The following is a 25,397-nucleotide window of genomic DNA, read 5'->3' on the forward strand; positions in this document are numbered from 1 at the left end:
TGGGCTTCGCTTGCGCCGTTTTGACTTCCCTGTGGGCTGGTTTGTTCTACCCCTAATATCAGAAATGGGGATGCGCGGCCAGCGGCGGTTGTGCAAGGGTGATCGGCCACACAATGTGGAATGGGCAGGCAGGGTACCTGCAAAGCTGGGTGGATTTAAAGGGAAGTCGATAGAGGTCGATAGTTGATAGGTGAGTGATGCTTTGATCGGGTGACAGCTCACGAGCCGGGCTAATCGGTATCTACCCGCGGGACTACAGTGTAGAGAGAAACATGGCAGAGAGTGCAGATAAACGGGATGTTGATGCCGCACGTCTACGTGTGCTGGTGGTTGATGATGATCCTGATAGCGTTGCTGAAGTGACCGTCTTGTTGCAACAGATGCAAACGGATCTCTCGGTTGTCTGTGAGAGCGTGGAGTTGGTCTCGGATGCATTGAAACGGATCCGTGATGTCCATTTCGACATCATCATGCTCGACATTGGCGTCGCCGATCTACCCTCTCCGCAGGCCATAACTGAGTTGCGTGGTGCCTTCTCCTATGCGCCGATCATCGCCATGAGTAAATATGCAGATGATTATCTGGCGCTTGAATGGGTGCGGGGCGGGGCGGATGACTGCCTCTACATGGGGGTGATGACCAGCCAGATCTTCAGCCGGATCGTGAACTATGCAATCCTCCGCTCCCATACCTATCGAGCCTTACACCAGCGCAGCCGCACCCACCATGTGCTGAACGCCCTGTTGCGCTTGTCGCAGAAAGCGCTGCCGTTGGAGCCGATGCTGGAGCAGGCGCTGCAGATTATCCTTTCGGCTCCGTTTGCAGAGATCCAGCATCGTGGCGGGATCTTTCTGGCTGACGAGTCGGCCCGCCAGTTGCGACTTGTGGCACAGGACCAACTCAATCCAAAGATCCAGTCGCTCTGTCAGGAGGTGGAGTATGGTCATTGTCTCTGCGGGATGGCGGCTGAACAGCGCAAACTGCTGTTTGCCAGCTGTGTTGATGAGCGCCATACGATCGGTTTTGATGGAATGCAGCCCCACGGTCACTACAATGTGCCGATCATGTCGAAGCAGCGCCTGCTGGGCGTAATCGTGCTCTATCTGGATCATGGTCATCGCCGCAGCAAAGAGGAGGAGGAGTTTCTCAACGGCGTAGCCGATACCTTGGCAGGTATCATCGAACGGATCAGAACCCAGCAGCAGCTGGTCCAGGCTCATGAGCAGAATAGTCGCCTGCTGGCCTCCATCAATTCGATCCTGATCGGGGTCGATAACCATGATCAGATCACCCACTGGAATCAGGCTGCAGAGGCGGCTTTTGGTCTCTCTGCACAGGAGTCCGTGGGGCTGCCGATCGTCAAGAGCCGTATCCCCTGGGACTGGGCGGAGGTGACGCGCAATATCCTCATCTGCCAGAGTGACCACAAGCAGACCCGGCGCTTTGACGTGCGTTACCAAACCCCCCGGGGGGACAATCGCCTGCTTTCAGTTTCGGCAACCCCGTTTATCGATGCCGCCGGTGCGCAGGCCGGTTATCTGTTGATCGCCGATGATGTGACCGAGCAGAAGCAGCTCGACAGTGAGGTGCAGCAGGTACAGAAGCTGCAGTCGATCGGTCAGCTGGCGGCGGGTATCGCCCATGAGATCAACACCCCGATCCAGTATGTGGGGGATAATGTGCGTTTTCTGCAGGACTCCTTTAACGATCTGGCTGAAGTCATCAGCGATAGCCGTAAGTTGTTGGATGAAGCGGGCAAAGGCAAGGTTGAGCCAGTCAGCGTGGCGCAGCTTGAAGAGCGTATCGAGGAGGTTGATCTCGACTATCTTCATGAGGAGATCCCCGCCGCGATTTCGCAGTCCCTGGAGGGCATCGATCGGGTTGCCAAGATCGTGCGGGCGATGAAGGAGTTCTCCCACCCGGGGGCGGAGGAGAAGAGTCTCACCGATATCAATAAGGCGATCGAAAGCACCGCCATCGTTACCCGCAACGTGTGGAAATATCATGCTGAACTGGAGATGGACCTCGACCCCGGGATGCCCGAAGTACTCTGTTTCCCCGGCCCCTTCAACGAGGTGATCCTGAATATCATCGTCAACGCGGCCCATGCGATCACCGAGAAGCTGGGTGAATCGAGTACCGAAAAGGGGGTGATCCGGATCACCTCGCGGGTTGATGGTGACTGGGCGGTGGTGCGCATCAGTGATTCCGGCACCGGTATCCCCGAAGCGGCCCAGGCGCATGTCTTCGAGCCCTTTTTTACCACCAAGGAGGTGGGGCACGGCACCGGCCAGGGGCTTTCGCTGAGTCACCGCATTATCGTCGATAATCATGCTGGTGAGTTGAACTTTGAAACGCGTGCTGGCGAGGGCACAACTTTTATCGTGCGTCTGCCGCTAAGTTCAGATGCCAGTTAGCTCTTGATTGAGGTGGGGATGAAAAAACAGATCCTGTTTGTGGATGACGAACCCAATGTCTTGGCCGGGCTTAGACGTAGTCTGCGCACGCAGCGAGCAGAGTGGCAGATGGCCTTCTGTGACGGTGCCAGGGATGCCTTGGAGCTGATCGATCAGACCCATTTTGATGCGGTGGTCACCGATATGCGGATGCCGGGCATGGACGGTGGTGAACTGCTCAACCGGCTGGCGGAAAAACATCCGGATACGGTGCGGATCGTGCTTTCCGGTCACTCTGATCAGGAGACCATCATGCGTTCGGTGGGGCCGGCGCATCAGTATCTCAACAAACCCTGTGAGGTCGATGTCCTGAAACGGGTATTGGCCCGGGCTTTCTCGCTGCGTGAGTTGCTGGGCAGTGAAAAGATCAAGTCGCTGATCTCCGGTATGCAGTCGCTGCCGAGCATGCCGGCGCTCTATATGGAGATGATGCAACTGTTAGCTGATCCGAATGCCTCTGTGCGTCAGGTGGGAGATCTGATCGAACAAGATCCAGCGATGACCGCCAAGACCCTGCAGCTGGTGAACTCCGCCTTTTTTGGCCTGGGGCGGCATGTCTCCAGCCCCCATGACGCGGCTTCGCTGCTGGGGCTCGATATCCTCAAGTCGCTGGTGCTCTCGATCGGCATCTTCAGCCAATACGATGATATTCGCTTCCCGGTAAAGGGGTTTTCCATCGAGGCGCTTTGGCGGCACTGCTCACGGGTTGGAGGGCTGGCGCGGCAGATGGCTGAGGCGGAAGGCGTCGCTAAGCAGATGGCGCAGGATTGCCTGCTGGCTGGGCTGCTGCATGATATTGGCAAGCTGATCCTGGCAGTGAATCTCCCGGCTGAGTATCAGCAGATGCTTGATGCTGTCGCCGCCGAACCGGATCAGGTCGATGCTATTGAGCAGGCAGCATTTGGCACCAGTCATGGGGCCGTGGGTGCTTATCTGCTCGGTCTGTGGGGCCTGCCAGAATCGGTGGTGGAGGCGGTGGCTTTCCACAATCATCCGGGGCAGCAGCGGGAGGTAGTATTCGGTGTGTTGAGCCTGGTGCATGTGGCCAGCGGGCTGGTCAATCAGGCTAGTCAGGTGAAGTCGTTAGCGAATGCTATCGACCTGGAGTACCTTACGGCGGTGGACAAGGAGGAGCGGCTGGAGAGCTGGGCAACACTGTTGGATGAGATCGATCCCTGATCTGCTTCAGGCGAGTTGCTCGATGGGCGCGGGTTTGGCAAAGAGGTAGCCCTGCAGATAGTCCACGCCAATCCCTCTCAGGATTTGTGCGATCGCCTCATTCTCCACCCGTTCTGCGATGGTCTGTTTGCCCATGGTGTGGCCGATCTCGTTGATCGATTGGACCATCGCCCGGTCGACCAGGTCTCGATGCAGGTTGCGCACGAAGCTGCCGTCGATCTTGAGAAAATCCACCGGAAGGTTCTTCAGGTAGGCGAAAGAGGAGAGGCCAGTGCCGAAGTCGTCGAGTGAGAAGCGAAAACCGATCTCCCGCAGCGCCTCGATCCATTCGCTGGCCAGTTGGAATTGTGCGATGGCGGCGGTTTCGGTGACTTCGAAGCAGATCTTCTCTGCTGGAATTGCGCTCTCCCGGGCGCAGGCCTGAATGAAGTCGAATAGTCCATTGTCGCCGATCGAGAGCCCGGAGAGGTTGATCGCACAGTGGCCTAACCGTTGCAGGATATCTGGGTGGGCTGCCAGCCAGTGGAAGCAGTGTTCTATCACCCAGCGGTCGATCTGCGGTGAGAGGTTGAAGCTCTCGGCAACGTTGAGAAAACTGTCGGGCGGGATTATCTGGCTATCCTCTCCCTTCATCCTCAGCAACACCTCGAAATGGGATGTCTGATCGGCTCGCGTCATGCTGGGCACTATGGTCTGCTGGTAGAGCAGAAACTGCTCCCCGTGCAGTGCCTGCTCGATCCGGCTGACCCACTCTGCATCGTTGAGCCGACTGGTCAGTTCGCTGTCCTGTGGGCTGCTGACATGGATCCGGTTGCGTCCTGAATCTTTGGCGACATGGCAGGCGGTCTCTGCCATGGCCAGTAGCCTGGAGGCGGACTCGCTCGCCTGGTTAACCGGGATCAAGCCGATGCAGAGTGCGATGTTGAACTGTCTGCCCTCGCAGCGGAATGGCTGGCGGGTGAAGAGGTCGTGCAGCTCATGGGCGCGTGCTTCCGCCTCGCTGAATGGGCTGTCGATGAGGAGAAATCCAAAGCTGTTGCCAGAGAGACGCGACACCTGATCGCCGTTGTGAAAGTAGGCGGCGAGGATCTGCCCGATATGGCGCAGCAGTTGGTCGCCGGCGGCGAAGCCGCAGTTGTCGTTGATTAGATGGAAGTGGTCCAGGTCAAGGAATCCCAAGGTGTGTTGGCGTTGCTCCTGGCGAGCCGATTGCAGCGCCGAATCGAGTGAATGGTGAAATGACTGACGATTTGCCAGCCCGGTGAGCGGGTCGAAATGGGTCTGATAGGCAAGTTTGTTGTTGAGCTTCTCAATCTCCGCAATCTGCTGCTGTTGGTGCGTCTTGCGTTTGTGCTGTTGGGCGTGGATCTTCAACCCTTCATCGAAGGCCGCCGCAATCGTGTCGGAATGACAGGGCTTGGTGAGAAACTGCACCACCCGTCCCTGGTTGAGCGCATCGACCGCAGTCTGCTGATCGATATTTCCGGTCAGCATTAGACGTACCGTCTCCGGGCTTAATTGTTGCACCTTTTTCAGCAGTTCGATGCCGTCCATCTCCGGCATGCGCATATCGGTCAGGATGACCGCAAACCGTTTCCCCTGGCGGATCAGTTCAAGGGCGCGTTTGGCGCTTTCCGCGCACTCCAGATCGTAGCGTCGACCCAGTGAGCGGCGGATGCCCGCGAGCAGGCCGGGGTCATCGTCGACGATCAGGATCCTTTTCGTCATGTCTTGCATATCTGTATTAACGGTGTTTCTGAGCGCATCTTTAAAGATTGGCCGGCAGGGGTAGTTTGACCCGCAGAGATTGCCGTCATCTTCCGAGGTTTTCTGCGGGTCTTGGCAGATGCTCCGATCAGTCGTTTATGGGATAAAACCCAGCAAATTACTTGGTAACTTTTCCCGATAATGGTGTAGAATCTGCCGCCATCCCCATTTCTTTGAATAGTCCGGGCGCTCTGGTCGCTCGGTGGTAGGAGTAACAGCGATGTCAGAAGTGACGCAAGATCAGATCAACGAGGCGATCAAGGGTTATCTTGAGCCCCACCTGAACAAAGACCTAGTGAGCGCCAAGGCGGTGAAGAGCATCGCTGTGGATGGCGACAAGGTCAAGATCTCCGTGGAGCTGGGCTTCCCGGCGAAGGGGTGTGTCGGTGATATCGAAACCGCTGTGAAGGCACAGGTTGAGGCGCTGGAGGGCGTTGCCACCGTCGAGGTCGAGGTGACCTGGAAGGTGGTGGCCCACTCGGTGCAGAAGGCGCTGAAACCGATCGACAACATCAAGAACATCATCGCCGTTGCCTCTGGCAAAGGCGGTGTCGGCAAGTCCACCACCGCCGTCAACCTGGCGCTGGCGCTGGTCGAAGAGGGCGCCACGGTGGGCGTGCTCGATGCCGACATCTATGGTCCCTCCCAGCCGCGCATGCTGGGTATCGAGGGTAAGCCGGATTCCAAGGACGGCAAGAGCCTGGAGCCGATGACCGGTCACGGCGTGCAGGCGATGTCGATCGGTTTCCTGATCGACGAGGAGACGCCGATGATCTGGCGCGGCCCGATGGTCACCCAGGCGCTGGAACAGCTGCTCAACGATACCAATTGGGACGCCCTTGACTACCTGGTGATCGACCTGCCCCCGGGCACCGGTGACACCCAGCTGACCCTGGCGCAGAAGGTGCCGGTCTCCGGCGCGGTGATCGTTACCACCCCCCAGGATATCGCCCTGCTCGACGCCCGCAAGGGTCTGAAGATGTTCGAGAAGGTGGAGGTGCCAGTGCTTGGCATCGTGGAGAACATGAGCACCCACATCTGCTCAAAGTGCGGCCACGAGGAGCACATCTTTGGCGAAGGCGGCGGCCAGAGCATGTCGGATCAGTACCACGTGGATCTGCTAGGTGCGCTGCCGCTGGACACCCGCATCCGTGCCGAGACCGACGGCGGCCAGCCCACTGTGGTGGCCGAGCCCGAGGCGCGTATCTCCCAGATCTACCGCGAGATCGCCCGCAAGACGGCGGCCAAGCTCTCGCTGCAGGCCAAGGACTATGCGGCCAAGTTCCCCAACATCGTGATTCAAAATAACTAAGGTTGTTCGAAAAGACCCCCGCGCAATGCGGGGGGGTTAGTTGAGGAGCCTCTTACATGGACTCGTACCTTGGGTTCAGCATTCGTAGGTTTCCCAGAACTCCAAGCGCGGTTCGTCCAAAGACTGTTTCTCGTAAGCCACTGCAAACGACTTGGTGCTGATCTCCTTGTGTTTGAACAGACCAATGTCCCCCATTTCCGTCCCTCGAAACAGAGGATGGGGAGGGGGCGACGTTTTACGTAAGTCTGCCCTTGTGGCAAAGCGAACCTGAAGCTGAAAACAAATAGGTGGAAGATTCTGAGGTGACAGGTCGCCGGGAGCTGAGATCTCTGCGCACTCGTCCTGTCGTCCCTATGGAATGAGCAAGTTCAGCGGTGCAAGGAACAAGCGTTCATTGGAGAACATTGTTGGGCTACTCCCTGACGTTCACCACCCGATAGGGGCCATGGATGACGTCGTTGTGTTCCGCCGCGATCAGGCGCAGCAGGATCGGCTGGCTTAGCTCCTGGCCTCGGGCGACCAGCATGGTGCCGGCCTGGGTGCGGATATTCTGATCCAGAATCATGCCGGAGTGCAGCTTGGCCAGGGGCAGATGCATGATCTCCACCTGCTTGTTGCTGCCCTCACCGGCGGCCAGGGCCTCTACCAGGGCCGGTGCGTAGCGGGTGGGCTCGTCTTTTAGCTCGGTCAGGGACTGATCCTCGTCCATACCAGCAGTGATCCGTTTGTCATAGGCGATGGCGACCTTCAGCAGATGGCTGCCAAGGGTGATTTTATCCTCCTGAGAGAGGTGCTTGCTGATCTTCTCCATCTCATCCTCCGCCTCCTGATGGGCTACGATGGCCGCCACAGTCTCCAGCCGGGGGATGTGCTGTAGTAGGCGGCTGCCGATCTCCGGATGGGTTTTGTAGAGAGCTGCCTCCTTGGTGGTGAGTGGGACGTTGCTGGCGACCTTTTCCAAGATCTCGCGGGGGATGGTGATATGCCCAATCTGAGAGAGCAGCGCGGCCAGCTCAAAATGCCAGGTGTCTTGCAGCCCCAGGCTCTTGAGCATGGTGTCGACGTGGCGTTTGATGCGGGAGGCCTGACTGAAGGAGTCGGGATCGACCAGGCTGAGGATATCGGTGAGCAGGTTCACTGCCCCCTTCAGAGTCTTATTCAGCAGCGTTTTTTCCATCATCACCAGCCGGTAGTGCTGGATGCCGTCGATTATCGCCTCGTAGAGTTCGGGGACCTCCACCGGTTTGTTGAGAAAACGGGAGATGTGGCCCTGGTTGATGGCGCCTAGGGCCACCTCCAGGTTGGCGTTGCCAGTGAGCATGATGCGAACGGTGTTGGGAGCGGCTACCCGGACCCTGGTGAGCAGTTCTACGCCATCCATGTTAGGCATCTGCATGTCCGAGACCACCACTGCAAAGGGGCCGTCGTCCTGGATCGCCTGCAGTGCATCACCGCCGCTGACAGCGGTGACCAAGTTCAATCTTTTGCGAAACTGGCGGCGGAATGAGTCCAGCAGGTTGCGATCGTCATCGACGAGTAACACTTTCTCCGGAAGTTTTGGGGCCATATTTTACCTCGGTGAACGGTCTCTGAGGTCGTTACTCAGGGTCTGTTACCTTATCGGCCTCTGGAATTGATTCCTTGAGCCAAGCTTACGAACAGTCTGCTAGTCGGTCTTTTCTGCCTTCGGCGCCTGCAATAATTGTGTGAAGTCTTTGGCCGATAGCGGACGGCTGAACAGGAAGCCCTGCAGTTCGTCGCAGCCGATGGTGCGCAGGAACCCAGCCTGGGATTCGTTCTCGACCCCTTCGGCAATCACCTTTATGTTGAGGCTGTGGCCCAAGGCGACCACGGCGCGGCAGATTGCTTCGTCTTCGGAATCAACGCTGATGTCCCGCACCAGGGAGCGATTGATCTTGAGGCAGTTGACCGGCAGCTGTTTGAGTTTGGCGAGGGAGGAGTAGCCGGTGCCAAAGCCATCGATCGCCAGCATCACTCCCAGTTCCCGCAGACCATGCAGGATATCAACTGCCGTGTCTGGCCGTTGCATGATGTTGTGTTCGGTGATCTCCAGCTCCAGCCGAGTCGGGTCCATGCGCGTGTGTTGCAGGATCTGGGGCAGCTGCTGTCCAAGGCAGGTGGAGGAGATCTGCCCCCGGGAGAGATTGACAGCCATGCGAATCCCCGGCAGGCCTGTCTGCTGCCAAGTGACTGTCTGTATGCAGGCATGTTCCAGAACCCAGCGGCCCACGTCCTCGATCAATCCAGTCTCCTCCAGAATCGGGATGAACTGCTCCGGGGAGATCAGTCCCCGTTGTGGATGGCGCCAGCGCAGCAGGGCCTCGGTGCCGACAATGCAACCGCTGTTGGCCTCCACTTGGGGCTGGTAGAAGAGTTCGAACTCCTCCCGCTCCAGAGCGCGGCGCAGCTGGTTCTCCAGGGTATGGCGCTCTTGTACATGGCGGGTCATGCTTGGGGTATAGAAGGTGTAGCGGTGGCGTCCCTCTTCCTTGGCCCGGTACATGGCGATGTCGGCGTTGCGCAGCAGGGTCTCCTGCTCGGTGGCGTCGTCTGGGTAGAGGCTGATGCCGATGCTGGTGGTGATGAACGCCTCTTCTCCACCGAGGCTGAAGGGCTGATCCAGCGCGTCGATCAGGACCTGGGCCAGATTGGCGATCTCTGAGGTGCCTCCGGGCTGATCCAGGATCACCACGAACTCGTCCCCGCCGAGGCGAGCCAGTGTATCCTGCTGTCGGATTCGGCCGTTAAGACGCTGGGCGACCTCGATCAGCAGCTGATCGCCCAGGGCATGGCCGAGGGAGTCGTTGATGTTTTTGAAGCGGTCTAGGTCGAGGAACATCAAGGCGATAGAGTGTATGTTGCGCCGGGCCTGATCGATCAGGTGCTCCAGACGGGCATTGAGTAGCAATCGGTTGGGCAGGCGGGTCAGGGGGTCGTGGTGGGCTAGATGGAACAGCTGGCGCTCCGACTCCTTGATGCTGCTGATGTCGGTGAATACCGCCACGTAGTTCTGGATCTCTCCCGCATCGTTGGCGATCTGGCTGATGCTCAGCCACTCCAGGTAAACCTCGCCGTCCTTGCGCCGGTTCCAGATCTCTCCCTGCCAGCGACCGGTCTGTTTCAACTCGGTCCACATCGCCTGATAGAACGATTCGTCGTGCCGGCCAGAGCGCAGGATGCGTGGGGTGCATCCCGGGGTCTCCTGCGCCGTATAACCAGTGATCACACAAAAGGCGCTGTTTACGTCGAGGATATTGCCTCGGGCATCGGTGATCATCATCCCCTCTGAGGAGTTTTCCACAGCGGTGCTCCACTGCAACAGGCGCTCCTCGCGTTCCTCGTTGCGCAGGGTGATGCCGGCGAGCCAAGAGGCCGTCTCCAGCAGGCGGGTTTGAAAGGCGTCAGGGGCCCTGCCCTCCAGTGAGGTGATGGCGAAAGTGCCGCGGATCTCCAGCTGCACAGAGAGGATTGGGAACGACCAGCAGGAACCGATCTGGAACATGTCAGTCGCCTCCCGCAGGCCGTCCCAGCGGACGTCTCCGGGTGCGTTGTCGATGAATACCGGTTTCCCCGAGAGGGCTGCATTACCGCAGGAGCCCATGGTCTCTCCCGGCTTGATGTCATCGAAATAGGGCAGTGCCTGGGGCGGGAAAGATGGGGCTGGAGGCGACCCTGAGCAGACCGCTCTCGGGGTTGAGCAACATCACCGAGGCCAGTGAGTGTGGCACGATGGTCTCGATAAGCTGGCAGAGCTGATTCAGGATGGTGACACTCTCCAAGCCGCTGGTGATCGACTCCAGTATCCTCCGCTGCAGTTCCAGCAGGTTATCCAACTGATCGGTTTCTGTCTGCTGATCGACGTTTACACCGGTGGCCGGATCGGTTGGAGGCACTCGGTTTTTTGCGGGCGGCTGCTTCATCGGGTGATTGTCCGGTTTGGGTGGAGGGGCGCCGGGAGCAGAAATTACTATAAAAGCAGCACAATGAAGGTTGTTGATCAACCTTCTGATTCGTATGTGAATGGTGTGTCTGGGAGATGTGTTCCTGTCGTGAGCTGCTGGTTTCTGGGGATAATCGAGGGTGGTCGGGCGTAACTGCCAGCCAGGTTTGGCGCTGCGGGGTCGGGCTGTGTATGATGCGCTCTTTATATTGCAGGCGCCTGAGTAGTCTGAGCTGATGAGTATCAAATCCGACAGTTGGATCCGCCGCATGGCGGCCGAGCATGGCATGATCGAACCCTTCGAGCCCCAGCAGGTGCGTGAGGGATCTGCTGGGCGGGTGATCTCCTACGGCACCTCCAGCTATGGCTACGATATCCGTTGTGCCGGCGAGTTCAAGATCTTCACCAACATCAACTCGGCGGTGGTTGATCCGAAGAACTTTGATGCCAACAGCTTTGTCGATGTGAAATCCGACGTCTGCATCATCCCCCCCAACTCCTTTGCCCTGGCACGTACCGTGGAGTATCTGCGCATCCCGCGCAATGTGCTCACCATCTGCCTTGGCAAGTCGACCTATGCCCGCTGCGGCATCATCGTCAACGTCACCCCGCTCGAGCCCGACTGGGAGGGGCATGTGACTCTGGAGTTCTCCAACACCACGCCGCTACCGGCGAAGATCTATGCCAACGAAGGTGTGGCGCAGATCCTCTTCTTTGAATCCGATGAGATATGTGAGACTTCCTACAAGGATCGTGGCGGCAAGTATCAGGGGCAGCAGGGTGTGACTCTGCCCCGGCCCTGAAGCCTCTCACGGGGCGCTGACCAATACCTCTAACTCCATCAGATACTTGGCCCCACCCTGACTGCGCAAGATGCGTACCGGCAGGTGATCGATTGTGGGGGCAAACCAAATGGTGGAGTCGATCTTACCCGACCCTTTACGTCGTTCCACCCGCAGGCAGTCAAGTGTCCCGGCGACCGTTTTGATCCGCTCCCTGCCACGCAACTGGAAGTAGTAGTTTTTGAGCCGGCCGCCGTCTGCTACCCGGTAGTGCATCTCCGATTTGCCCTGCGCCAGGTCGAGTCGTACCGCCAATTGCTGGCTGAATTTGTCCTGGGTGCCTGTTTCGATCAGCTGTCGCCAGCGGCTGTCACCGGTAGAGGTGGTGACCTGGCGTTTCTGCCAGTCGAACTGTAGCTCGATCTGCTTCTTCTCGTCACTATGACGACGCAGGTAGTGGTAGCGCTGCGGGATCACCTGACCCTGCTCGAAGTGTCCCTCGCTGCGCTCCTCCACCTGCTGCGGATGTAGCCAGCTGAACAGGCCGGTGTGTTCGGAGTTGGCGCGATAGCGGTAGTTGCCGCTGGAGTCGAAGCGTAATGAGAGTTTCAGTCGCCCCAGGGTGATGCCCTGGCGACTGATGCTGTAGTGAGCTTCGAACGACTGCAGCCCGGCAGGTTGACTGTAGGCTGTTGGTGAGATGAGCGACAGCAGAATGGCGAGCAGGCAGGGCAGGTGAAGCCGGCCGCTGTCGCGCATCGCTCAGCTGATCTCCTGCTCGGGGGTGAAGGTCAGCGGTTGGGTTAGTGGCGTGCCATCAAGCTCGACCTCGCCTCGGTCGCTGAGCCGCAGTCGCCCCTCGGCAAACAGGCGGATCGCCAGCGGGTAGATTTGATGCTCTTTTTGCAGCACCCGCGCGGCCAAGCTCGCCTCGTCATCATCTGCCGCCACTGGCAGCTGAGCCTGTACGATCAGCGGGCCGCCGTCTAACTCCTCGGTGACAAAGTGGACGCTGCAGCCGTGCAGCTGCTCGCCGGCATCCAGCACCCGCTGGTGGGTGTGCAGGCCGCGGTAGTCTGGTAGCAGTGAGGGGTGGATGTTGAGCAGGCGTCCGGCATAGTGGCGCACGAATGCCGGGCTCAGGATGCGCATGAAACCGGCCAGCATCACTAGATCGGGGCGGTAGCGATCGATCAGCTCGATCAGCGCCTGATCGTACTGCTCACGTTCGGCGTAGTCAGTGTGTTCTAGCACGGCGGTGGCGATGCCCGCTGCGGTGGCCCGCTCAAGCCCCTGGGCATCGGCGCGGTTGCTGATCACTGCACTCAGCTCGATCGGCAGGCTGGTGCCGGCGGCGTCGATGATCGCCTGCAGATTACTGCCGCGCCCTGAGATCAGGGCCACCACACGCGTCGGTTTGTTTGCCTGATTCACGGCTCGCGGATCTCGACCATTGGTTCGCCATCGTGGGCCTCGATGTGGCCGATCTGCCACGCTTGCTCGCCCGCCGCTTGCAACAGTTCGATGGCCGCGTCGGCCTGATCCGCAGGCAGGCAGACAACCATTCCGACGCCGCAGTTAAAGGTGCGGTACATCTCGCTCTCCGCCACCTTGCCCTGCTCCTGCAGCCAACGAAATACGGGGGGGATCTGCCAACTACCAGCGTCGATCACTGCCTTGCTACCCTCCGGCAGTACCCGCGGCAGGTTCTCTGGCAGGCCGCCGCCGGTGATGTGGGCCAGGGCATGCACATCGCACCTGTCGAACAACTCCAGCAGGGGTTTGACGTAGATGCGGGTGGGGGTGAGCAGGGCTTCGCCGAGGCTGGTCTCGCCGATTGGCTGGGAGAGGTCGGCGCCGCTTACCTCGATGACCTTGCGGATCAGCGAGTAGCCGTTGGAGTGGGGGCCGGAGGAGGCGAGTGCGATCAGGCTGTCGCCGGGGCGGACCCGCTCGGCAGTGATCAGTTTGCTCTTCTCCACTACACCGACACAGAAACCGGCCAGATCGTAGTCGCCCTCGCCATACATGCCCGGCATCTCTGCTGTTTCGCCGCCGGAGAGCGCTGCGCCGGCTAGCTTGCAGCCTTGGGCGATGCCGCGCACTACCTCGGTGGCGGTATCCACGTCCAGCTTGCCGGTAGCGTAGTAGTCGAGAAAGAACAGCGGCTCGGCACCGGCCACCACGATGTCGTTGGCGCACATTGCCACTAGGTCGATGCCGATGGTGTCGTGCTTGTTGAGCGCCAGCGCCAGCTTCAGTTTGGTACCGACGCCGTCGGTGCCGGAGACCAGCACCGGCTCCCTGTAGCGATCCAGCGGCAGCTCGAACAGCGCACCAAAGCCGCCCAGGCCGCTCAATACACCGGGCCGGAAGGTCTGTTTGACGATCGGTTTGATCTGTTCCACCAGGCTGTTGCCGGCATCGATATCGACGCCCGCATCCCGGTAGCTGAGGCCGCTTTCAGACGGCTTGTTGGACTCGTGTTCCACGCTCTGGCTCCGCTGCTGCAGGGGGGGTTGAATGGCGGGGGATTCTAGCAGATATTGGCTTGTGCGGCGCGGGTTTAGACAGCTACTGCGCTGCAGGCTAGAATCCGGCTTAGTCCCTGGCTGGGGAGAAAAGAGATTGGGGAATAGAGAGATGATGAGCTGGCATAGCGTTTGGGTTCTGCTTTTGCTGTCGGCGCTGCTGCTGCCGGGGCGGGTGTTCGCTGAACGGGTCGAGGGTATCTATGAGGCCGAAGTGCCGGTAGCCGGGCAGAGCGCCGCAGTGCGCTCAGCGGGGATCCGCGAGGCATTCGCCCGCATGTTGGTGAAAGCCACCGGTGAGCGGGAGCTGCTCGTCTTCGATTGGTTCAACAGCGTACAGAAGCGCGCGCCGCGCTATGTGCAGCAGTATCGTTACCGTATGTTGCCGCCTCCGCCAGCTGGTGAGGCCGCGGCGCAGCCTGTCGCCGAGGAGGCCGCCGCGCAGCCGGATCGGCTGCTGTGGGTGCGTTTCGATGAGCGGGCGGTGAACCGGCTGCTACGGGACAATGGATTGCCTGCCTGGGGTAGCGAGCGCCCCTCCACCCTGGTCTGGCTCTCTTTCGATAATGGCCGGCAACGCACGCTCTATCAGCCGGAAATGGAGCCCGAGCTGCGCGAATCGATGCAGGTGGTGGCGCAGCAGCGCGGTCTGCCGTTGCTGGTGCCTCTGATGGATCTGGAGGACCAGACGGCGATCCAGAGTAGCGATATCTGGGGGCTGTTCGAACAGAACATCCGCAGCGCCTCAGAGCGCTACCTCCCTGATGTGGTGCTGGTTGGACGGTTGCGTCGTCTGGCAGCCAACAGTTGGAGTGCCGACTGGACCCTCTACGATGCCGAGGGCGCCAGCAGCTGGCAGGCGGATGGCGCCAACCGGCAGCAGCTGGCGCAACAGGGTGTGGAGCAGGCGGGCAATCTGCTGGTGGCCCGGTTTGCCCCGAAAGCCGGCGCCCTGGATGCGGGCACCCTGCGTATTCGTATCGCTGGTGTTGAACGTCTCGCCGACTATGTACTGGTGCGTGACTATCTCAAAACCTTGGTGATGATCGAACAGCTCGATCTGCTGCAGGCGGAGCCCGATCGGGTCAGCTTCCTTGCCCGGGTGCAGGGCGGGCGCGAGGCGTTGCGGCGTGGTATTCGCCTGGGCGGGGTGCTGGAGCCGGTGGTCGTTGAGGCGCCGTTGGCTGAGAGTGCGGCTACGGTGCTGAGCCTGGATCAGCAGAGTCTGGAATATCGGTTGCGTTAGGGAGCCTCTGAATGAATCTGGGCGAGCAGAATTGTGAGGCCAAATTTTCCGCTGTAAGGCGGAAATCGCAGGGTCGTTCAACGATATCCTGTCTCCGCGATACTTGCACATCCCTGTGCGGCGTAATAGCGAGTCCATTGCCAAGATTTTGCTCGCAGGAAATGCCCTTGGGTGCAACGCAGCAGCGGGGGATTTTGGCCGCAAGGCTGCCGCCCATGATTCGTTCAGAGGCTCCCTCGTGAAAGCCCGGGATATCCCCAATCTGATCAGTTTTCTGCGCATCCTGATGACCGTTCCGGTGGTTTGGCTGCTGTTTGTGCGGGAGTTTGGCGTCGCTCTGATGCTGTTTGCGGTGGCCGGTATCTCCGACGGGCTGGACGGCTTTCTTGCCAAGCAGTTTGGCTGGCAGAGCCGGCTCGGCGGCCTGCTCGATCCGCTTGCCGACAAGGCGCTGCTGATGAGCTCGTTTCTGGTGTTGGGGGCGCTCGACCTGTTGCCAGTGTGGCTGGTGATGGCGGTGATCTTCCGCGATCTGCTGATCATGGGGGGCGGGCTCTACTACCATTTCCTCGTCGAGGATCTGCAGGCTGACCCGAGTCTGATCAGCAAGCTGAACACCCTGCTGCAGATCCTGCTGGTGCTGGCGACGGTGACTAACGCCGGTCCATTGGCACTGCCGCCGCTGTTGCTGGCGGTGCTGATCTGGAGCACCCTCGCCACCACCCTGGCCAGCGGCATTGGCTATGTCTGGGTCTGGACCCGCAAGGCACAACGCAAAGGGTGGCACGTCTAACAGTTGGCTAAACACTAGGGAGCCGTTCAGAGCTTGAGGATCTCCCGCACAAACGGGATGGTCAGGCGGCGCTGTGCCGCCAGCGAGGCTTGGTCGAGCTGGTCCAGCCGCTGTAGGATCGAACGAGTGTCACGGGGGATACGCTGCAGCAGAAACTGTGCGATTTCCGGCTTCAGATCGAGGCCACGTTTGGCAGCGCCGAGGATCAATAGTTGCAGGCGACTCGCGTCGTCGGGCGGGGTCAGATGGTAGCAGGGTCCCCAGGTGAGGCGTGAGGCGAGGTCGGGCAGTTCGATCGGCAGATAGGCGGGTGAGACGCTGGCGCTGACCAGCAGTCGTCCGCTGTTCTCCCGCAGCCGGTTGAAGAGATTGAACAGGGCAATCTCCCACTCTGTATCCCCCGCCAGTCTATCCAGATCGTCGATGCAGACCAGCTCGAGCAGCTCCATGCCGTCAAGCATCTCGGGGGCAAAGCTGCTGATCTCCTGCAGTGGAATGTAGGCGCTGCTGTCGCCCTGCTCCTGTTGCGCCCGGCAGGCCGCCTGCAGCAGGTGGCTCTTGCCGACAGCTGCTTCGCCCCAGAGATAGATGAACGGATCGTTTGCAGAGCGCAGGCTGCTGACCGCTTCGGCGTTGTTTCCCGCGACATAGCCATCAAAATCGACGGTGTTGTGGAAGCCGATGTCGAGGGGCAGTTGCAGCGCGCTCATGGGTGGATCAGCGGCTGCCTTTCAGGCAGTTTGCGGTCTCTGCGAGACGTCTGCCGAGTGCCCGGCAGAGGCTTTTCTCTTCGTCGCTGAGGGGCAATTTGCTGTCGCTGCCGGCGAGGTGGCTGGGGCCGTAGGGGGTGCCGCCGGTGCGAGTGTGCAGCAGTTCGGTCTCGCTGTAGGGCAGGCCGAGCAGCAGCATGCCGTGGTGCATCAGCGGCAGCATCATCGACAGCAGGGTGCTCTCTTGGCCGCCGTGCATGGAGGAGGTGGAGGTGAAGACACCGGCGGGTTTGCCGATTAGGCTGCCACTCATCCAGAGCCGGCTGGTGGAGTCGAGAAAGTACTTCATCGGCGCCGCCATGTTGCCGAAGCGGGTGGGGCTGCCTAGCGCGAGTCCGTCGCAGCCCTCCAGGTCGGCCGCGCTGACATAGGGGGCGCCGCTATCGGGGATGGTGTCGGCTACCGCTTCGCATTCAGCGGAGACTTCGGGCACGCTGCGCAGCCGGGCGCTGGCGCCGGCGATCTCCTCGACGCCGCGGGCGATCTGTTGCGCCATACTGGCGGTGGCGCCGTGACGGCTGTAGTAGAGAATCAAGATCTCACTCATCTCAGAGGATCTCCAGTACCAGCTCGGGAGGACGGCCGATGGCGGCCTTGCCGTCTTTGATGACGATGGGGCGTTCGATCAGCTTGGGGTGGGTGAGCATGGCGTCGATCAGCTGTTCCCGGCTGAGGCCCTCGTCGGCCAGCTTGAGCTCCTTGTACTCCGCCTCTTTTTTGCGCATCAGCTCACGCGGCTGCAGGCCGAGCATGTCGAGGATCTGCTCCAGCTGCTCGCGGCTAGGCGGAGTCTTCAGATACTCGATCACCTCAGCGGTTTCGCCCTTCTCTTCCAGCAGTTGCAGGGTCAGGCGACATTTGCTGCAGCGGGGATTGTAATAGATCTCGAGGCTCATGCGGTTCTCCTTCGGATTGGGCACGGCATTCTAGCAATTCTGCCGCAGGGGGCCGTGAGTTTTTACCGCGGATTCTAACAGCTTGGCTGTTTGCCTCCAGAAGCGATGTGGCATACTGACGCCGCCGCGATTGAGGAAGGAAGGCCATGACCCGGAATATCTCTGCAGAGGCGAGACGTTATCTGGATCTGCTGCGTCAGTTCAGCTCGCTGCTGTTCCACCATTTTGCGAAGGATGGCGGGATTCAGAATACGGCGGCCCTGACCTATACCACGTTGCTCTCTCTGGTGCCGCTAATGACGGTGATGCTGGCGCTCTTCTCCGCCTTTCCTGGTTCGGAGAAGGCGGCGTCGGAGATCGAGAACTTTGTCTTCCAGAATTTTGTGCCGGCGGCGGGGGAGATCGTCCAGGAGCATCTGAGAAACTTCAGTCAGAAGGCGGGACGGCTCTCCGGGGTTGGTTTTGGCTTTCTGTTTGTCGTCGCGCTGATGTTGATGGCGAACATCGACAAGGCATTCAACACCATCTGGCACGTGCGCAAGAAGCGTAAGCCGATAGCAACCTTCCTGGTCTACTGGGCGATCCTCTCGCTAGGGCCGATCCTGATTGTGGTGAGCGTGGGCGTCACCTCCTATCTGGTCTCCCTGCCAATCTTCATCGAGGATGCGACGGTGGTGCAGCTGCGCACCCGGCTGCTGGGGGTGATGCCGGTGCTGATCTCGGCACTGGCCTTCACCCTGCTCTATGCGCTGGTGCCAAATCGCAACGTGCCGCTGCGCCACGCTTTGGCTGGCGGCGTGCTGGCAGCGCTGCTGTTCGAGACGGCGAAGCGTGGCTTCGCCCTCTATGTCACCCAGTTTCCCACCTATGAGGCGATCTACGGGGCGATGGCGGCGATCCCGATCTTTCTGATCTGGCTCTGGCTCTCCTGGCTGGTAACCCTGTTGGGGGCGGAGTTTACCTACTGCCTGGGTATCTATCGGCACAATTGGCGTGAGAAGTTCTACTCAAGGGGAGCCAGTTTTCTGCTTGCATTTCGTTTGATCGGCTATCTGCGTGAGGTACAGCGGGAAGGGGGGCAACTGAGTACCGCGGAGCTGACTGGGCGTGAGCCGGAGGCGGGAGAGGAGCGGATCGAGGCGGCGCTGAAGGCGCTGCAGGCAGCGCACTTGGTGTTGCGCAGCGAGGATAGGGGGTGGGCGCTGGCGCGGGACCTGAGAGAGACCTCGCTGCTCGAACTCTATCACGCCGATCACTTTGTGTTGCCGACAGCCGGTGATGTGGAGACCGAATCACCCCGTTTGGCGGAGTTGCTTGCTTCACTGGATCAAGATCTCATCAGTAAGCTGCAGCAGCCGCTGGACGATCTCTATGCGTGAGCCCCATGGGGCGTCAGGTATCCTTCAGGCGATAGCGGGCAAAACCTGGGGTCGCCTCGGCCAATTGCATCAGCACGATCACTGGATCGGGGGTCTGCTCATCCACCCGGTACCCCTGGTCCAGCTCGAGAGAGTTGCGTGAGACGATCACCGACCCCCGATGCTTATGTCCTCGGTCAATAAAAAGTGCGCGTCGTCCTGGCTGCTCTTCTTTGCCTTTGTTCAGAGTGCGCAGAGTGATCGGGCTGACATGGCCGCGGATGAATTGCACACCCAGTTCCAGCGAACTGTTGCCCTTGCGCATGGCGCGGCGCACCACGCCGATGCGCCAGTCAGAACTGTTCTCATCCTCGCTGGCAGTGATCAGCAGCAGTTGCCCCACCTGGGGGGATGAACTCTGTGAGAGCTGCAGCTGCAGTGCTACGCCGCTGGCGCTCTGGTCCACCTGCATGCATTCGAAGCTCTTGTGTTGCGGTGCGTAGTCCGCCCCTAGGTTGCCATTGAGGATCACCGAGAAGCTGGAGTCGCTGGAGGATTCGTTCTGGATCGCCAGGGTCTGCAGATAATGGTGGATGCTGGTGACGCCAAGTGCGATCGCCACCCGGCGCGGTCGGTTTTGCCGGTCTGCCCCGCGCTGTTGCTGGATGTGCCACGACTTGAGTATGCGCCGCAGGATCAGGATCGCCTCCTCCGGAGGCAGGTGCTGCAGCCCTGGAGGTGGTTCCTCACCATTCATGGCGATCTTTTGCTGCGCCCTGTGGATGCGCTTGCTGACCGAAGTGAGGCTGAAGCGGCGATAGCGTCTCGGATCGAGGTTGGGGCTGATATCCGGGTCGAAGGGGCGGGGTGGTTTCATGCCCGACATGTCGATGACAAATCGTCCCGCAGCGTCACCTGTGGCGGTTACGGAGCCGAACTTCGCCTTGCCGGCATACTGGTTGAGGAAGTCGAAACAGATACGAGCCTCACCCGGCTCCAGATGACAGGGGTCAAGCAGTGAGACGAGGATGATGCGTTTGGTCTGATGGCTGATGGTTGAGGTCTCGTCACCTGCCTGGTCATGGTCGTCGATGATTTCGTTATGCAGATTCTGCTGCTCTGCCAGGGCATAGAGTTTGAGCACCTCGCTTAACGACTTGCGGGAGCGACAGTCATAGCCTTCGAAGGCGACAAACTGTTCCAGTGCAAGGAATTTCAGGGCGTAGAAGATGCTGTGCAGCAGACGTTTGCGCTGTTTCAGCCAGGAGCGATTGTTGAGGCATTCGTTGATGATGTGTTTGTAGCCGTAAGCCATCTCCGTCAGCAGACGGCGGATCTGCAGTATGTCTGGCGCACCCCTTTTACCGATTGGAATACGGCACAACCGGGTGCTGGGCATGCGGTAGATCTCCATCAGCTCTGCACGATCCTTGACTCTGTCGGGATGACGGTTGAGCAGGCTCAGATTGGCGATGACAAATTCTGCAACCCGTTCCGGGCTGGCATAGGGGAGGGATGCAACCCACTGTCGCAGCTGCCCAGGGTGAGTCTCAACCAGCGGACTCTGTGTCGAGTCAGGGGCCGGGACAGAGAATAGTGTCTGATCCATCAGGTCAGCACGATTATTGAAAAGACTGAACATAGCGAATAAAAGGTAACTATCCTGGTTTGCACCTTGATTCTCTCTAGTGTTCGGCGATCCAGTGCCGAACTTGAGTTTCGTGTCCGCTGGATGAAATTGAAATCCAGCGAATTAATGCCGAGAATGAGTGTCACACATTGAGTGCCAGGAATATCAGGACCGAGTCCGCATGTTTTGGGGGAATTTGGGAAAATGAGTGCAAAGCTCTTCACAACTTTGCTGATTACCGTGCTGTTTACGAATCTAGTTCTGGCAGATGGTGTCGATTTCGAGCTGCCTGGGCTGGATGGCAAGCAGCATCGCCTCTCCGACTACCGCGGCAAATGGGTGCTGGTCAACTACTGGGCGACCTGGTGTCCTCCTTGCCGGGAGGAATTGCCCGAACTTGAGGTTTTTCACAACAATCACAAGGATAAAGATGCGGTGGTGCTCGGTGTCGATATGGAACGGATCGACAAGAAGCGTCTGCGACGTTTTGTTGATGACCAATTTCTGAGTTATCCGATTCTGATGCAGAAGCCCACACCGCATACGGCTCTGGGTAAGGTGCCGGGGTTGCCTACCTCCTATCTGATCTCCCCTCAGGGCGAGGTGGTGGCGCGCCAGGTCGGGCAGATTTCCGCTTCCGACATCGAGAACTTTATCGACAAAAACAATTGAGGCTGAGCGATGCTGAATCCTCGTCTGCTCTGGTTGCTGTTCTGGCTGTTGATTGCGGCAGATAGCGCCGCCGCTACCCGTGATCCGGGCGAGCACTTTTTCGATCAGTCACTGGGTGATTTCAGCGAAGAGTTGGTGACGGCCCGGGAAGAGGGTAAGAAGGGCATTCTGATCATGTTCGAGATGGACGAGTGCCCCTTCTGCCACCGTATGAAACAGCGGGTATTGAACCAGGCGGAGGTACAGGACTACTTCAAGCAGCACTTTCTGATCTTCAGTGTCGATATCGAAGGCGATGTGGAGATCACTGATTTCAATGGGAAACGGGTCACAGAGAAGGAGTTTGCCTTCAAGCAGTTCCGCGTTCGGGCGACCCCGGTGTTTGGCTTTTTCGACCTCAATGGCAAGCTGATAACGCGCTTCACCGGCGCCAGCAAGGACTCGCGGGAGTTTCTCTGGCTGGGAGAGTTTGTGGTCAGCGGAGCCTATAAAGAGACCAACTTCCCACGCTACAAACGGCAGAAGCGCAAGGAACTCAGAGGACGGTGAGCGGGCGGTGGAATAGAGGCCGGCTGATCGCCGCACTGTTTGTCTTCCTGTGCGCTCCGTTCTCGCAGGCGGCTGAGCCGCTGCCCACGCCTCTGACACTGCGGCAGGCGCTGCAGCTGGCCGATGGCGAACATCCTCAACTTGAACAGCTGCAGGCGGCTCTGGCGATAGCCGAGGCCGCGTATGCTGGTGCCGAAGCCGATGACGACCTGACTGGCGGGGTAGAGGCGGCCCTGCGGGTCATCGAGCCTTCACCAAATTCCACCAATCAAGAGCACTATGACAGCTGGTTGAAGCTGCGCCTGAGCAAACGGCTCTATGACTTTGGACGAACCGAACAGAGCATCGCAGCGGCTGATGCGGCTCGTGAGGGGCGCGTCTGGGAGCTGCTGGAATTGCGCCAGCAGCGGCGTCTGCAGGTGATGGAGGCTTTTTTTGGGGTGCTGCTGGCTGACCTGAAGTACGCCAGGGAGAATGAGGCAATGTCGATCGCCTTTATCCGTTTTGACCGGTCGCAGAATCGCCAGCAGCTGGGCGAGACCTCCGATCTCGAGGTGCTGCGACTGCAGAGGCTGTTCGAGTTGAGCCGCCGGCGCGTGATCACCAGCCAGAACCGTCAGCGTATCACCCGCTCACAGCTAGCGATCAGTCTGAATCGTCCCGATGATCTGCCAGCAGAGCTGGAGTTTCCAACATTGGCCCTGGGTCGGGAGGCAGGTGAACTGGAGCCGTGGATCGAAAAGGTCTTGCAGGACAACCCAAGCCTGAAGGCAGTGCGCGCTGCGGTGAGTGCAGCAGAGCAGCAGTTGCACGCCGCGCAGGCTGCTGACAATCCGGTGATCCGCGGTGAGCTGGAGGCAGGGGTCTACCAACGGCAGTTGGGGGGGCGAAACGACATGAGCGCTGCGTTGGTGTTTGAGTTACCGCTGTTTAGCGCGTCGCGGGTGGATGCGGAAACGGCGCAGCGGCGGGCCGAGCTGCGCGAACGGCGTGCTGAACTTGCGCTGAAGCAGCTGGAGTTGCGACAGTCGGTGCTGGAGCTGTGGATGGAGCTGCAACAGCTTCAGGCGGAACGGATCGAGCTGGAGGTCACCAGCGACTATCGGGAGCTCTACCTTGATCGGGCGCGCGCCCGCTATGAGATGGAGGTCTCCAGCGACTTGGGGGATTCGATGGTGCGGGAGTCGGACATCCGCCTGAAACAGGCGCAGAACGATTTCAATATTGCCCTGACCTGGGCAAAGCTTGATGCGCTGGCGGGAGAGCTGCTGACAGATCAGGTGCCGGCCGAAGCGGCTGAGGGGGAGAGATGATGAAAAGGGTTCTGCTGACTGGCTGCCTGTTGTTGCTGGCAAGCAGTATGGTGCTCGCCTCAACCTTTGAGGGAAGGGTGGTGTGGCATAAACGACTCGAACTGAGCAGCCTGGTGAGTGGCCGGATTGCCCGCATCCCTGTGGTTCAGGGGGAGCGGGTGGCCCGTGGCACTCTACTGCTGGAGTTTGAGCAGCGGGCGATCGCGGCCCGTCTTCAGGCAGCCCGGGTCCGGCTGAAATTTGTCAGAGAGACGCGGCAAGAGGCACGCCGGGAGCTGGAACGCTCGCTGGAACTCTATGAGCGCACCCTGCTCTCCGATCACGAAAAACAGCTGGATGAGATCGCCTTTGCCAAGGCTGAAGCCGCCTTCGCTCAGGCAGAGGCGGAGTTGGCGCAGGCTGAACTGGAGCAGAATTACAGTCGGCTGAAAGCGCCCTTTGATGCCCTGATTGTCGAGTTGCTGGTGCAGCCTGGGCAACTGGTAGTCAATCGCTTGAACACTGTGCCGTTGCTGGTGCTGGCTGCCAGCGGAGAGATGCAGGCAGTACTGCAGCTCGATCTGGAGCAGCTGCATGGCCTGCAGGTGGGAGCGAAGGCCCGGGTGGTGGCTGCTCAGGATGAGTATCCTGGTCGCATCGTTCGGATCGGCCTGGAGCCGGTGAAAGGAGCGGGTGGCGAGTCGAAATATCCAGTGGAGGTGGTGTTCGGGTTGCCTGAGAAGGGAGGGCTGCGTGCCGGTATGCCCGTCAGAGTGATCTTCGATGAAAACTAGCGTCAATGAAAAGGGTGGGGTCGTCTGCTGCCGTTGTTATGTCTCCGGCCGAGTGCAGGGGGTGTTTTTCCGAGCTACGAGCCGCCGCGAGGCGGAGCGGCTGGGGCTGACCGGCTACGCCAAAAATCTGCTGGATGGGCGTGTCGAGGTGGTGGCCTGTGGCGATGCCGCGGCGGTTGATGCGTTGCGGGAATGGCTGCATCAGGGGCCACCTAGTGCCCAGGTCACTGCGGTGGTGTGTGAGACCCTGTTCGGCGAGGAGTACCGAGGCTTTTCTATCGGCTAGCGGCCTCTCGATCTAAGACGCCAGCTCCGCCACTACTGTGCGGAGACTGTCCCGTCGTCGGCTCTCGGCTGCGTCTCGAGAGGCCGGAATTTGGCAGGTTGACCGTTGACCATTGGAATCGATTTCATGCCGAATTGTCCAGGTATCTGCGGGTCTTGAGAGTAGCGGCCAGTTGATGCGCTGGTAGAGGCAGGTTGTGCCTGAGGGAGTGGGCGCCAAGTGGGACTCGTTTGAGCCCGGTGAACGGGCGTTGGTGGTGTGTTGATGTTGGCGCCGTATTGGTTACTGCCGGGTTGTTGAGATAGCGCCTGCCCCTGCTGGCTGTAGTCTTGGGGAGATGGATAGGTTGGCTGGGTGTATTGGGGAGGCGAGGTGTAACCGTAGCTCGATGCACTCCCGTAGTCTTGCGGGTTGCCGTATCCAGGGGTATCGCTATATCCGTAGCCTGAAAACGGTGCCTGATAAGTCGGGGGGGGGGGGCGTAATTATTCCCACGATCATATTGTGCGGGTGGTGCGTAGTAGCGATCGTTACGGCCGTAATCATCGCGCTGATTTGATGAACCGAACATGCGGTTCATCATATTCATCGGATTGATATGGATCCCTCTATCATCCTGGTTTGCAGAGCCATAATCGGAGCGCGGTGCAACGTAACCTGGGTTGCCGTAGAGAGACTGGGGTTGCCCACCGATCGGTTGCTGATAACTGTTGTAGGGGGCGTTGCTGGCGTCGGGAGCACTGTAGTATCCGCCTGGTGGAGTGTAATCGTCTGCTATCGCAGAGTTGAGGCCGATCAGGCCGCAGCAGGCGGACAACAACAGCGTTTGCTTCATCTTCTACTCCTTGTAAAACCATTGAGCGGGTTGTTCTCAGGCTAGGCTTACTATAAGCGCCAGTTGTGGGTGGCGCAAAGTCTCTGCAGGGCTGTTTAGGCCGTTTAGGCAAGCCGCAGAATGTATCGGCAGGGTTCTCCTGTCTGTTTAAAAAATAGATCCGAAATGGAGTCGTGATGGAGTTGCCGCCACTGGTATTAATCGTTCCGAAAGTATTGGCAGTGTATACTGCTTTCCATGGCTACGATAAAAGAACAGCGTGATCAGAAAAGGAAAGATGTAGTGGAG

24 protein-coding genes and 1 pseudogene are annotated in these 25,397 nt (G+C 59.4%); 12 read left to right on the forward strand and 13 right to left on the reverse strand.

The genetic code is table 11. The features are described 5' to 3' along the window. The first annotated feature begins 272 nt into the window (after positions 1-272). Complete coding sequence (locus tag Ga0074115_RS12440; RefSeq protein WP_060528578.1) at positions 273-2,417, forward strand: ATP-binding protein; 2,145 nt, start codon at positions 273-275, stop codon at positions 2,415-2,417. An 18-nt stretch (positions 2,418-2,435) separates the two neighbouring features. Continuing rightward, positions 2,436-3,635 (forward strand): response regulator, encoded by a 1,200-nt coding sequence (locus Ga0074115_RS12445; RefSeq protein WP_057956286.1) that lies wholly within the window; start codon positions 2,436-2,438, stop codon positions 3,633-3,635. A 6-nt stretch (positions 3,636-3,641) separates the two neighbouring features. On the opposite strand, the gene Ga0074115_RS12450 is transcribed toward Ga0074115_RS12445, so the two are convergent. Continuing rightward, on the reverse strand, positions 3,642-5,363 hold the full coding sequence (locus Ga0074115_RS12450) for an EAL domain-containing response regulator (protein WP_082626836.1): 1,722 nt from the start codon (positions 5,361-5,363) through the stop codon (positions 3,642-3,644). A 259-nt stretch (positions 5,364-5,622) separates the two neighbouring features. Between Ga0074115_RS12450 and apbC the strand changes: the two genes are divergently transcribed. Continuing rightward, positions 5,623-6,714 (forward strand): iron-sulfur cluster carrier protein ApbC, encoded by a 1,092-nt coding sequence (gene apbC, locus Ga0074115_RS12455; RefSeq protein ID WP_057956285.1) that lies wholly within the window; start codon positions 5,623-5,625, stop codon positions 6,712-6,714. Positions 6,715-7,126: 412 nt separating this feature from the next. Here the strand turns inward: apbC and Ga0074115_RS12460 are convergent, their stop codons facing one another. From Ga0074115_RS12460 to Ga0074115_RS16895, 4 genes and pseudogenes are all read right to left on the reverse strand, one after another. Then, a complete protein-coding gene (locus Ga0074115_RS12460; RefSeq protein ID WP_408642716.1) occupies positions 7,127-7,894 on the reverse strand; it encodes an HD-GYP domain-containing protein in 768 nt (255 codons plus the stop codon). A 42-nt stretch (positions 7,895-7,936) separates the two neighbouring features. Continuing rightward, positions 7,937-8,281 (reverse strand): annotated as a pseudogene (locus Ga0074115_RS17270) (response regulator); the annotation flags it as partial. Between the two features lie 99 nt (positions 8,282-8,380). Next, positions 8,381-10,336, reverse strand: a complete 1,956-nt coding sequence (locus tag Ga0074115_RS12465) for a putative bifunctional diguanylate cyclase/phosphodiesterase (RefSeq protein ID WP_232433084.1) — start codon at positions 10,334-10,336, stop codon at positions 8,381-8,383. Positions 10,337-10,355: 19 nt separating this feature from the next. After that, complete coding sequence (locus Ga0074115_RS16895) at positions 10,356-10,655, reverse strand: hypothetical protein (RefSeq protein ID WP_232433085.1); 300 nt, start codon at positions 10,653-10,655, stop codon at positions 10,356-10,358. A 256-nt stretch (positions 10,656-10,911) separates the two neighbouring features. On the opposite strand from Ga0074115_RS16895, the gene dcd reads away from it, so the two are divergent. Then, positions 10,912-11,478 (forward strand): dCTP deaminase, encoded by a 567-nt coding sequence (gene dcd, locus Ga0074115_RS12470; RefSeq protein WP_005961609.1) that lies wholly within the window; start codon positions 10,912-10,914, stop codon positions 11,476-11,478. A 6-nt stretch (positions 11,479-11,484) separates the two neighbouring features. Here dcd and Ga0074115_RS12475 read toward each other — a convergent pair whose 3' ends face one another. Genes Ga0074115_RS12475 through purM form a run of 3 tightly spaced genes read right to left on the reverse strand, consistent with a single transcriptional unit; the run spans position 11,485 to position 13,949 of the window. Further along, positions 11,485-12,216, reverse strand: coding sequence for a DUF3108 domain-containing protein (locus tag Ga0074115_RS12475; RefSeq protein WP_057956283.1), 732 nt, complete (start codon positions 12,214-12,216; stop codon positions 11,485-11,487). Positions 12,217-12,219: 3 nt separating this feature from the next. Beyond that, positions 12,220-12,891, reverse strand: coding sequence for a phosphoribosylglycinamide formyltransferase (purN, locus tag Ga0074115_RS12480; protein WP_057956282.1), 672 nt, complete (start codon positions 12,889-12,891; stop codon positions 12,220-12,222). Continuing rightward, complete coding sequence (purM, locus tag Ga0074115_RS12485; RefSeq protein ID WP_057956281.1) at positions 12,888-13,949, reverse strand: phosphoribosylformylglycinamidine cyclo-ligase; 1,062 nt, start codon at positions 13,947-13,949, stop codon at positions 12,888-12,890. Before purM ends, purN begins: the two co-directional genes overlap by 4 nt. A 151-nt stretch (positions 13,950-14,100) precedes the next feature. On the opposite strand from purM, the gene Ga0074115_RS12490 reads away from it, so the two are divergent. Together Ga0074115_RS12490 and Ga0074115_RS12495 are read left to right on the forward strand one after the other, a co-directional pair. Next, entirely contained in the window at positions 14,101-15,234 is a 1,134-nt protein-coding gene (locus tag Ga0074115_RS12490; RefSeq protein WP_232433086.1) for a DUF2066 domain-containing protein, read from the forward strand. Positions 15,235-15,472: 238 nt separating this feature from the next. After that, positions 15,473-16,027 carry a CDP-alcohol phosphatidyltransferase family protein gene (locus Ga0074115_RS12495; RefSeq protein ID WP_005961621.1) on the forward strand — a complete coding sequence of 185 codons (555 nt, stop codon included), beginning with the start codon at positions 15,473-15,475 and terminating at the stop codon, positions 16,025-16,027. Positions 16,028-16,053: 26 nt separating this feature from the next. Here Ga0074115_RS12495 and hda read toward each other — a convergent pair whose 3' ends face one another. From hda to arsC, 3 genes are read right to left on the reverse strand one after another with little or no spacing between them, the layout of a single operon-like run. Further along, a complete protein-coding gene (gene hda / locus Ga0074115_RS12500; protein WP_057956280.1) occupies positions 16,054-16,737 on the reverse strand; it encodes a DnaA regulatory inactivator Hda in 684 nt (227 codons plus the stop codon). Between the two features lie 7 nt (positions 16,738-16,744). Next, positions 16,745-17,344 (reverse strand): NAD(P)H:quinone oxidoreductase, encoded by a 600-nt coding sequence (gene wrbA / locus Ga0074115_RS12505; RefSeq protein WP_057956279.1) that lies wholly within the window; start codon positions 17,342-17,344, stop codon positions 16,745-16,747. 1 nt (position 17,345) lies between these two features. Next, complete coding sequence (arsC, locus tag Ga0074115_RS12510; RefSeq protein ID WP_057956278.1) at positions 17,346-17,693, reverse strand: arsenate reductase (glutaredoxin); 348 nt, start codon at positions 17,691-17,693, stop codon at positions 17,346-17,348. A 146-nt stretch (positions 17,694-17,839) separates the two neighbouring features. On the opposite strand from arsC, the gene Ga0074115_RS12515 reads away from it, so the two are divergent. Next, complete coding sequence (locus tag Ga0074115_RS12515) at positions 17,840-19,072, forward strand: virulence factor BrkB family protein (protein ID WP_057956277.1); 1,233 nt, start codon at positions 17,840-17,842, stop codon at positions 19,070-19,072. 13 nt (positions 19,073-19,085) lie between these two features. Here the strand turns inward: Ga0074115_RS12515 and Ga0074115_RS12520 are convergent, their stop codons facing one another. Further along, positions 19,086-20,660 (reverse strand): flavoprotein, encoded by a 1,575-nt coding sequence (locus tag Ga0074115_RS12520; protein WP_232433087.1) that lies wholly within the window; start codon positions 20,658-20,660, stop codon positions 19,086-19,088. 225 nt (positions 20,661-20,885) lie between these two features. On the opposite strand from Ga0074115_RS12520, the gene Ga0074115_RS12525 reads away from it, so the two are divergent. Genes Ga0074115_RS12525 through Ga0074115_RS12545 form a run of 5 tightly spaced genes read left to right on the forward strand, consistent with a single transcriptional unit; the run spans position 20,886 to position 24,274 of the window. Beyond that, positions 20,886-21,353 carry a TlpA disulfide reductase family protein gene (locus Ga0074115_RS12525; protein ID WP_006474299.1) on the forward strand — a complete coding sequence of 156 codons (468 nt, stop codon included), beginning with the start codon at positions 20,886-20,888 and terminating at the stop codon, positions 21,351-21,353. A 9-nt stretch (positions 21,354-21,362) separates the two neighbouring features. Continuing rightward, complete coding sequence (locus tag Ga0074115_RS12530) at positions 21,363-21,902, forward strand: thioredoxin family protein (RefSeq protein WP_060528579.1); 540 nt, start codon at positions 21,363-21,365, stop codon at positions 21,900-21,902. Beyond that, positions 21,899-23,215, forward strand: a complete 1,317-nt coding sequence (locus Ga0074115_RS12535) for a TolC family protein (RefSeq protein WP_057957287.1) — start codon at positions 21,899-21,901, stop codon at positions 23,213-23,215. The genes Ga0074115_RS12530 and Ga0074115_RS12535 overlap by 4 nt, the downstream gene beginning before the upstream one ends. Then, positions 23,215-23,988, forward strand: coding sequence for an efflux RND transporter periplasmic adaptor subunit (locus Ga0074115_RS12540; RefSeq protein WP_232433088.1), 774 nt, complete (start codon positions 23,215-23,217; stop codon positions 23,986-23,988). Before Ga0074115_RS12535 ends, Ga0074115_RS12540 begins: the two co-directional genes overlap by 1 nt. Next, positions 23,978-24,274 carry an acylphosphatase gene (locus tag Ga0074115_RS12545; protein WP_057957289.1) on the forward strand — a complete coding sequence of 99 codons (297 nt, stop codon included), beginning with the start codon at positions 23,978-23,980 and terminating at the stop codon, positions 24,272-24,274. Before Ga0074115_RS12540 ends, Ga0074115_RS12545 begins: the two co-directional genes overlap by 11 nt. Before the next feature lie 124 nt (positions 24,275-24,398). On the opposite strand, the gene Ga0074115_RS16335 is transcribed toward Ga0074115_RS12545, so the two are convergent. After that, a complete protein-coding gene (locus Ga0074115_RS16335) occupies positions 24,399-25,109 on the reverse strand; it encodes a hypothetical protein (protein ID WP_157292770.1) in 711 nt (236 codons plus the stop codon). Positions 25,110-25,397: the final 288 nt, after the last annotated feature.

Origin of the sequence: endosymbiont of Ridgeia piscesae (genome assembly GCF_001443665.1) — a bacterium.
Taxonomy (GTDB): Bacteria; Pseudomonadota; Gammaproteobacteria; order Chromatiales; family Chromatiaceae; genus Endoriftia; species Endoriftia persephonae.

Excerpts from the sequence above, each read along its gene's own strand:
- Ga0074115_RS12440 (WP_060528578.1), top strand. The coding sequence starts at position 273 with ATGGCAGAGAGTGCAGATAAACGGGATGTTGATGCCGCACGTCTACGT.
- Ga0074115_RS12445 (WP_057956286.1), top strand. The coding sequence starts at position 2,436 with ATGAAAAAACAGATCCTGTTTGTGGATGACGAACCCAATGTCTTGGCC.
- Ga0074115_RS12450 (WP_082626836.1), bottom strand. The coding sequence starts at position 5,363 with ATGACGAAAAGGATCCTGATCGTCGACGATGACCCCGGCCTGCTCGCG.
- apbC (WP_057956285.1), top strand. The coding sequence starts at position 5,623 with ATGTCAGAAGTGACGCAAGATCAGATCAACGAGGCGATCAAGGGTTAT.
- Ga0074115_RS12460 (WP_408642716.1), bottom strand. The coding sequence starts at position 7,894 with ATGATGGAAAAAACGCTGCTGAATAAGACTCTGAAGGGGGCAGTGAAC.
- Ga0074115_RS12465 (WP_232433084.1), bottom strand. The coding sequence starts at position 10,336 with ATGGGCTCCTGCGGTAATGCAGCCCTCTCGGGGAAACCGGTATTCATC.
- Ga0074115_RS16895 (WP_232433085.1), bottom strand. The coding sequence starts at position 10,655 with ATGAAGCAGCCGCCCGCAAAAAACCGAGTGCCTCCAACCGATCCGGCC.
- dcd (WP_005961609.1), top strand. The coding sequence starts at position 10,912 with ATGAGTATCAAATCCGACAGTTGGATCCGCCGCATGGCGGCCGAGCAT.
- Ga0074115_RS12475 (WP_057956283.1), bottom strand. The coding sequence starts at position 12,216 with ATGCGCGACAGCGGCCGGCTTCACCTGCCCTGCCTGCTCGCCATTCTG.
- Ga0074115_RS12490 (WP_232433086.1), top strand. The coding sequence starts at position 14,101 with ATGATGAGCTGGCATAGCGTTTGGGTTCTGCTTTTGCTGTCGGCGCTG.
- hda (WP_057956280.1), bottom strand. The coding sequence starts at position 16,737 with ATGAGCGCGCTGCAACTGCCCCTCGACATCGGCTTCCACAACACCGTC.
- wrbA (WP_057956279.1), bottom strand. The coding sequence starts at position 17,344 with ATGAGTGAGATCTTGATTCTCTACTACAGCCGTCACGGCGCCACCGCC.
- arsC (WP_057956278.1), bottom strand. The coding sequence starts at position 17,693 with ATGAGCCTCGAGATCTATTACAATCCCCGCTGCAGCAAATGTCGCCTG.
- Ga0074115_RS12515 (WP_057956277.1), top strand. The coding sequence starts at position 17,840 with ATGACCCGGAATATCTCTGCAGAGGCGAGACGTTATCTGGATCTGCTG.
- Ga0074115_RS12520 (WP_232433087.1), bottom strand. The coding sequence starts at position 20,660 with ATGGATCAGACACTATTCTCTGTCCCGGCCCCTGACTCGACACAGAGT.
- Ga0074115_RS12525 (WP_006474299.1), top strand. The coding sequence starts at position 20,886 with ATGAGTGCAAAGCTCTTCACAACTTTGCTGATTACCGTGCTGTTTACG.
- Ga0074115_RS12530 (WP_060528579.1), top strand. The coding sequence starts at position 21,363 with ATGCTGAATCCTCGTCTGCTCTGGTTGCTGTTCTGGCTGTTGATTGCG.
- Ga0074115_RS12540 (WP_232433088.1), top strand. The coding sequence starts at position 23,215 with ATGAAAAGGGTTCTGCTGACTGGCTGCCTGTTGTTGCTGGCAAGCAGT.
- Ga0074115_RS12545 (WP_057957289.1), top strand. The coding sequence starts at position 23,978 with ATGAAAACTAGCGTCAATGAAAAGGGTGGGGTCGTCTGCTGCCGTTGT.
- Ga0074115_RS16335 (WP_157292770.1), bottom strand. The coding sequence starts at position 25,109 with ATGAAGCAAACGCTGTTGTTGTCCGCCTGCTGCGGCCTGATCGGCCTC.